The 8,041-nt window shown below is 36.0% G+C and carries 5 protein-coding genes and 1 pseudogene; 3 read left to right on the top strand and 3 right to left on the bottom strand.

The window, feature by feature from the left end; all coding sequences use genetic code 11:
- The first annotated feature begins 81 nt into the window (after positions 1-81).
- Positions 82-567 carry a hypothetical protein gene (locus ACFINL_RS06210; protein ID WP_375611687.1) on the top strand — a complete coding sequence of 162 codons (486 nt, stop codon included), beginning with the start codon at positions 82-84 and terminating at the stop codon, positions 565-567.
- Positions 568-2,207: 1,640 nt separating this feature from the next.
- Here the strand turns inward: ACFINL_RS06210 and ACFINL_RS06205 are convergent.
- A pseudogene (locus ACFINL_RS06205) lies at positions 2,208-2,303 on the bottom strand (DUF4102 domain-containing protein); the annotation flags it as partial.
- 492 nt (positions 2,304-2,795) lie between these two features.
- Between ACFINL_RS06205 and ACFINL_RS06200 the strand changes: the two are divergent.
- Both ACFINL_RS06200 and ACFINL_RS06195 read left to right on the top strand, forming a co-directional pair.
- Positions 2,796-3,239, top strand: coding sequence for a hypothetical protein (locus tag ACFINL_RS06200; RefSeq protein ID WP_375610680.1), 444 nt, complete (start codon positions 2,796-2,798; stop codon positions 3,237-3,239).
- A gap of 1,680 nt (positions 3,240-4,919) precedes the next feature.
- A complete protein-coding gene (locus ACFINL_RS06195; protein ID WP_375611688.1) occupies positions 4,920-5,693 on the top strand; it encodes a DUF4167 domain-containing protein in 774 nt (257 codons plus the stop codon).
- Positions 5,694-6,993: 1,300 nt separating this feature from the next.
- Here the strand turns inward: ACFINL_RS06195 and ACFINL_RS06190 are convergent.
- Both ACFINL_RS06190 and ACFINL_RS06185 read right to left on the bottom strand, forming a co-directional pair.
- Positions 6,994-7,443, bottom strand: coding sequence for a hypothetical protein (locus ACFINL_RS06190; RefSeq protein WP_375651058.1), 450 nt, complete (start codon positions 7,441-7,443; stop codon positions 6,994-6,996).
- Positions 7,444-7,487: 44 nt separating this feature from the next.
- Entirely contained in the window at positions 7,488-7,853 is a 366-nt protein-coding gene (locus ACFINL_RS06185) for a hypothetical protein (RefSeq protein ID WP_375610682.1), read from the bottom strand.
- Between the last annotated feature and the right edge of the window lie 188 nt (positions 7,854-8,041).

Below are 8,041 nucleotides of genomic sequence, written 5' to 3'. Positions count from 1 at the left end.
TGAGAAATGCAAGAGCCGTACAACGAAAAAAGAGATGCAAATGCCTTAATACGCGTTTAGCTTATCAAAAAGGGGGATATAATGGCACTTTTTCCATTTTCTATTTCTGATATTGATGATCCGGAATGTATTCGTGTGGTTCTTTATGCTAGCGGAAGAATGGGACATGCTCCTTTAAACGCATTGTTGAAGAAAGCATATGAAGATATTACAAAAATTGCAAAGCGCATGGATGCTTTAGAAAAAAAATTAAATGCTCTAGATCTTATCAATGTCGAACAGAAAAAAAATGAGAAAGAAGAGAAGCAAGACAGTATTAATAGTGTTGTGAGTGGTGGAATAACGACACCAAACAGTTTTGTGAGCGCACCAGAAATTAAAACAGAATCATCGTCCGTTGGAGACATATTTTTTTCTCCAATATACGAGGCGCCAAAAATAGACTACAGCTCTTTTATTTCAAAATTTACAGCACATAAGCCGCTAGAAATACACAGTAGTGTTACTCAAAACATCAGTGTTGAGCATTCTAGAGAGATTTCTTCTTTGTTAGATAAGGAAAAATAGAAAAGAGTGATCATAACAATATGTATGGGGTGAAGCTATAGATCAGATAAACCTGATTTATATCTTCGGTGGAGCCTGAAATTGCACTTTGTTTGAGATGTTAAAAAATGGTAAAAATTGATAGAGAAGCGTTGTTGCTGGATAAGTTGATCATGCGTTGTTGGGGAGAGTAGGGCGCATATTGAAATCTAAGGGTAAGTTTTTAAAGCCTACAGAGTAAGGAGCTATGCCCAAATAGAAACGCATGGCAAAAGAAGCTTTAAAAAGATAAAAAATCTTGCAATCATTTTAAAAAGCTTTTGGATAGAGCGTTTGATGATTTTAACTCTATAAATAATTTGCGGTTTTTACGCTTTTTTAAAAGAGAAAAAGTGCAGTTCCTCGCAATTTTAATTTGTTAAAAATCCCATAAAAAGAAAATGTTAATTGCCAAAAGGACAAAAGCAGAAAAATGCCTATAAAAAAATCATGCGTATCGTTGTGTCTTTTCTTATAAAGAAGAGAAATGCTGTACTGTTGGAGCAGGCTTGAAGGCTAACGTTTCACTTGTTTTCTTATCAGACAAGATTGTACAAGCGGTTGTTGATTTGTCTTATCCTGTTTATGCTGTAAAGACTGTCCTTTCAGGTGTGATGATATAAGGCAAGTCTCTTTGTAAGAGCTTCCATGATACAAAAAGTGTTTTTTAAAGGGCGTGGCAAATATTTAAGGCAGGCTTATTTGTTGAGCTTTAAGTTTAAATCAATCACATGTGAGAAAGCCAAATGGACCCCACTGCAATCTGGGCTGTTGATAAATCAGATTGGGTGAAGAATCTTCATCTTTTGAAGTGGTGAATGTAAGTTAAGAAAAACCAGCTTTTACAAGCGTAAAAGAACGGGTCTTATTATAATTATGGACTTAAATCATGTGTGTTTTTTCATGGATTATATTGAGATAAAGCTACAAAGTATTTTGATTTATTTGATACGTTTTTATTTTAGAAAGTGTATTGTTATAAACAGCTCTCCTCAATACGAATGTATCATTATTTATACTCTTTTTGGATATTTTTATAAATATAATTAAAAAGCTTGCAATACTATACGTTTTGTGTATAAGTATTTATTATTGATTTCTTTTGTATTTTATTTAGTTATATCTCTATTCATAAGCCGCGCCTTTAAATGGTGCGGCTTTTTTTACTTTCTAATAACAGGGGCGCTATATATTTGTTATTGAGATGGCTTTGGATATTTTTCTCATTATTGTATTTTGTGATTTCATTTTGCAGTGAAATCTTTAAATTCTTGTGTGTTTTATCCCAATAGGGAAGATTCAAATAAAAATGCAGGCGTCTGGGGTTGGTTTCTTTGCTTTGGTTGGGGGGCGTTGAATAGTTAAAGAATCTTTGTGATTGTTTGACGGAGAATGATATGAGGTGAAGCATAAAATGGTGGCGCATTTGAAGGGCCATTATCATACATGCCAGCATGGTCAAAAATGCAAATGTGTCTTTAACAGTGTTTGTTGATCTCGATTAGAAAGTCCATTCTTTTTTGTTAGGAGTTTTACATCTATAATCTCTTATCTTGTTTTAGCGACTGCTTTTTGAGGGGGCGGTAATAGAAGGCGTATAAGATTTTATATATGAAGTGTTTGTGTGGTGAATAACGGTAAATCCATTGAGCACTCCCATCTTTACGCTTATGTAGAGGCAAGCCCGCACCATTATTGTATTTTCTAGCTCCCAATATTTACGACAGCCTTGGTTCGTGAGATGCTTCATAAGAGCCATATGCCTTTCTTATACAGTTTTTAATCCACATGCTAGCTCCGCTTGTAACTTGTAAGCAACATGGTTTTGATTGTTTCAATAGAAAACAAACTTCGGATGAGAGAATCCTATGGTGTTCGGGTTTCTCATTCAACATGTAAAACAATAAATATTCTTTATAAATCAATATGATGTGTCTTAACAAAGACGAATTGTTTATAGATCCGCATGGATGAAGAATCTTCGTCTTTAAAAGTGGTGAGAGAAAATCATCAGCCCTATTTTTTCATAAAGGGCATGAGAAAAGTGTTTCATAAGAATTATATACGATAAGAATTATACGGTAAAAAAGAGAGTCTTTTGACATAAGAGTCTTGATCGTTTGCGGCTATAACCTGTATTGTGTACACAGATACTTCTATCATTTTTTGCTGTAAAAGCTTCTCTTGGGATATTAAAGGGTACAATCTTTATGGAAAAAAGAATCCGAGCAAGACAAAAGGCTTATTTCAAAAGATTATATCGCAAGATTGCTTTTGTTTGCATAATACTTTTTTGTATAGTGTTTTTGTGTTTTGTTGTTGCAAAGGTGGTTAGTTATTTTTCTTCTCATAAAAAAGTAACACAACAAGCACCCGTTGAATTGGTTATTCCTGTTTTTGATCTACGCGTATATTGCAAGGAAATTTCTGCCTCCGTTATGCCCGATATGAAAAGAGAGGTTTATCAGCATTGTCTTAATTTGGAAAGTGAGGCCTATTTTGCTATTCGTGAAATGTGGGATAAGCTTTCTGATAGTGCTAAAAAACAATGTTTGACGAGGGTCCGTCCTGGGGATGGAAATTATTTTCTCTTACGAGACTGTTTTCTGAATGAAAGAGAAAATAAAACAGGCAAAAGGCGCAATTACTTTTAAGTTTTTATATGGAAAGTTAAAAGGATGCGAATTTTGATAAAAAGATAAAAGCCTCTTAAATGACTATCTGCCTCATGACCAATAGCAGCTTGATTTATTTATCTTGTTATATCGCACTTCTTATTTAAGGTGTGGCGACATAAGGTATGGATGGCCTCCTTGAAATGTTTAAGGGGGCGTGGTGGAGTTTCAGGAGGATTTGTTGCGCTTTTTTAAGGGAAATAACGAGTGTGGGAAATCCATTTCGTAATGGTTTTGGTGAATGGTATAATGGTAAAACCATCATGAAATGTATAAAATTTATAAAGCAAGTTCATCTTTATGGTTTAAACAAAGAATAAGCCGGTACTATCTCACACTTTGCTCGCTCCCAATGGTGCCTCTCGACAGCCCCTTAGCCTTAGAGAGGGTTCATAAGAGGCACTTTTAGTCTTTTTTATTGTTTTTACTCCACGCAGGTTTTCCTACGTGTAACATGCAAGAAAAAGAGATTGATTCAACAGCAAACAGATTGAGGATGAAAAATCCTACGGTATTAATTTTCTTACTCAACACAAAAAATATGAATTATCATTACAAATCAATTTAGTGTATGAATTTTATAAGTATTTTCATTGTTAACAGACCAGTGTGATTTGAGAACCTTCATTCTTTGAGGGTGTAAGTCAATAGACATGACAAAAATGAGTAAAAAACATTCCTTTTATAAACATTTACGGCTTCTTCATGCGTAAAGCGCTGTGCTGGGTTTAAAAATGTGCTTGTTTTATAATTCTAGTTTTCTTTATCAGAAAAGATAAGTAAGGAAATACGTTAGGCCATTCTTATTGATAGGCTTTGAGGAGGGTATTTTTTTGAGAAGAAGCTGATTTTTAAAAAAGTGTGACATATTGGTCGTTTTTTTCATAATTTGATATTTTTTTGTATTTAAATATTTTGTTTTTAAGCTCAATTTGTTATAAATAAAAACTGTGATTAACTTAAAAACTCTATGGGTTAAAATAAAAATTGATAGTATCATTGACTTGTTTGGGAAAGAAGATTGATCTCTTGGTGATTATAGGGCTTGAATAATACTTCGTGTTAATCTATCTATAAAAGTTAAGAGGTTTTGTGAGGCGATCGTGGATTATCGCTCGCAAGGGGTTGCTTTAGCGATGAAGAGAGGCTATATTTATAAAATAAAGAGGTTCGCGCAGTGACTCGTTGGGATGGAAGTGCTTGTGAGTTAAATGCACGAGGGGGTAGAGAATATCGGCGTTTTTAGGAGCGGTGGTTTTAGAGCAAAAAAGGAAGCTTCTACTATTCTCTGGCAGGAATTTTTTCTTTGTCGGGTGTGTTATATGTGTGTTTTCCTTTTTGTTTTCCACAAGATAATTATTTTTTTTAGTGAAATATGGTTTATTTTAAAAAAAACACTTGGCATTTTACGTGAACATCATTAGGTTTCTGCTGTTTGACAGAGAAAAAGGGAATTTTTGATTTACGATTTCCCTGCTGTTTTGTGATTTTCAAGAAAATATATGCTTTTATCAATATCAGTAGGGTTCGTTTGAGTGAAATAAACGCGGATAGCTTGATAATCGTATGTTAAACATGATCAGCATTATCAAAAGATAATGTAATGAGGAAGCGTCAATTAAGACACACATAAGACAAACACTCCAAAAAGGGATAAAGATGAGGCCACAACAAAATAGACGGGTACGCGGTCGCAATAATAACAATAATGGTAATAACAATAATAATCGTCGCGGTCCTAATCCGTTGTCTCGCAATTATGAAAGTAGCGGTCCGGATGTTAAAATTCGCGGGAATGCTCAGCAAATTGCCGATAAATACATAAGCCTTGCGCGTGATGCACAAGGTGCAGGTGATCGTGTTATGTCGGAAAATTATTTACAACATGCCGAGCACTATTTGCGTATTATTTTAGCAGCAGCTGGGCAAATGTCTCAATCGGTTCGGCGTGATGAAAATCGTGGTGATGAAAACGAAAATCGTGATGAAAACAATGGGCAAGAATGCGGTGAAATAAATCTTGATGGTGAAAAAAAGGATGCTGTCGAGGGTGATACAGATGTATTACAAATGTCGTCGCAAAAAAATGGCAATGGCCAATATGATAAAGCGCAAAATGGGGATGCGCGTGAAAACGCTTTAGAGGCTCTATCGGATGAAAAAACAGATCAAGAGCACTGCCTCTCTGAGAAAAATGTTGAACCTGTCAAAAAAATACGTCGTTCTCCTCGTCGACGTACTGTACGGACTCAAGATGAATCATCTCTTGAGCTTTCACTTACAACAGCAGAAAGCTCTAGCAATGGAGATGCATCAACAGCAACAAAAACAGCAACAAAAGAGGATTCTTCTTTGCCTGGATTAGGTGAGGGGATACAGAGAAAACCACGCCGTCGCCGAGTGGTCAATCTTGAGGCAGAGGAAAATGTTTAAACCTGAAGGGTGCTGTGTAAGCGCGCTTGTGTGGTGATGTTATTGGTATCATGATAATAAATTATAATATGCTCAAGAAGCTTCTTGCGCTTTCCTTGAGTTTTCACGGGGCTGTATTGAGACTTAACGAAGGCTGTTGACAGAAAAGATTGCCTCTTTGCTGAGATTTAAGTAAGGGGATACAGGGGAAGATGCGTCGTCGCTCAAGTGGTCAATCTTGAAGCAGAGGGAAATGTTTAAACCTGAAGGGGGTGCTGTATAAGCGCTTGTGGTGATGTTATTGGTATCATGATAGTAAATTATAATATGCTCAAGAAGCTTCTTGCGCTTTCCTTGAATGTTCACGGGGCTGTATTGAGACTTAACGAAGGCTGTTGACAGAAAAGATTGCCTCTTTGCTGGGATTTAAGTGAGGGAATACAGAGAAAACCACATCCGTGTATTTTAAGAGGCAGTTCTTTTATGAAGAACGCAATGTCGTTGTTTTATTTAATTCACACGTATATTCAATGTATTCATGCCCATTTCGCACTGGTGTTCATGAATTCTATCATGTGAAATCCATCGGTTATCTTTGCTTAATAAAAGATGTAAACTGGGCGTTATTGCTTTAATTTTCAATGTTGCAACAGTTCTTCTTTTGATACCTGATCATTCATAAGAGGTATTTTATTCATCCATTTCCTTGCTGGGATATGTGAGGAAATGATTTTGATTCAGTTTTTTACGAACAGATTTGAAAGGGAGAATCTTACAGTATTTGAGGTTCTCATTTGACATGCAAAATAAATCATCACTATAAATTAATATGTTGAATTTTTGCACTCAAGAAGAGGTATTTCTTGCACGTTTATTAGCTTTTCCCAAGTGATGTCATTTTCTTAAAATGGGAATGCGTTGACAGAAAGGTTTCTTCTTTTCCAAGATTTAAGTGAGGGGATACAGTAAAAAACGCGCCGTCGCCCGTGTGGTGGATATTTAAGACTTATCACATTAATTTATAATAATAATTCATTGTTTTGAATGTTAGGTGAGGGCCCCTAAACCCCTAGAATTCTCTCATTTCCAAATTTGTTCCATGTTGGATCAACAAAAACCATTCGCTTGCACGTTGCAAACGGGGAGAGCCCGTGTGGATAAATTTGTATAAGAAGGAATAAAAATGGCTCTTATGAACTCTCTCTAGGGCCAAGGATTGTGGGCAACATCCACGAGTTGGTAAAGCGTGTGATAATGCCGGCTTGCAGAAAATGTTTAAACCTTCAGAATGCTATGTCAGCGCTTATTGATGTTAGTTTTCTTAATGAGGCATTATCTTCGCTCTCTCTTTTGTTGTTTCAACAGAAAGAATGGAGACAAGTGCACCGGTATGATAATTGTAAATCATAAATTTTGTTTGTCCATCAGGGGTTAAAACTTTCAGTACAATATTGTGTTCTGAGAGGCTTTGCGACAAAATCTGTGTTTTTTCCGGTAGAGAGAGCGTATGATGGACAACGTGTGGGTTTTTGCTGAGAGAGGAAGATAGCTCTGTTTGTTTTGGCGCTGATCCGGTTTTTATCACTTTATAAACAATTAAAAACAGTACGGTTAGAATAAGGAAAAGCGTTATTAAAACGGAAATAATCATTAAACCCATAAGTTTTTTTCTCACTCGTTCTACGGCAGGGTCTAAAGGGAGATCTTGAGGCGGAGAATTTTGCTCTGTGTGATGGTCTTTTGAAGGGTGCATTCGCTTATTATCCATCATGTCTTCCATTGATTATTTTTTTGAGATCTGATGGGTTTATGCTTTTAAAGTTTTTTGTGCAAGAGGTTTGTGGAAGAAGAACGCAAAAGAGGAAGCGATGTTGGTAAAATATCTTCTTTGTGGACTGTAGACAGCTTGTCCTTTACGTTTTGGCTTTTAAGAAGAAAATTTCCACGGTTTGTTACAGACCAGATCAAGTTTACTTCTTGTTGATGTAAACTGGGTTGTACGTTTATACATTGAGCAAAAATTTGTTGTCCATAAAGTGCAAACTTTTTTGTGGACGGTATCATGGCTTGTTCACAAGCTTGAGCTGTTGGGTAAGTTTTAACCATTGTATTGTTCGAATAGCAACTGTTAAAATCATCCGTACATGAAACTAATAAGAGGATAAAAACAAGGGGATTCATCAATTATTTTCCAAATGACAGGTTGACAGAGCGGACTCCAATTTGTCAGCCTAGGGACTTCTTCACTGTTAAACGCTTTCAAAGTTTTTTAGTTCCCCTTTGAGATGGGTTTTCCCCTTTGAGATGGGTTTTCCCCTTTGAGATGGGTTTTCCCCTTTGAGATGGGTTTTCCCCTTTGAGATGGGTTT

The sequence above is a fragment of the Bartonella sp. AA78NXGY genome (assembly GCF_042197005.1).
Taxonomy (GTDB): domain Bacteria; phylum Pseudomonadota; class Alphaproteobacteria; order Rhizobiales; family Rhizobiaceae; genus Bartonella.
The sequence above is the reverse complement of the archived record's forward strand: the minus strand, read 5'-3'. Positions and strand labels throughout refer to the sequence as shown.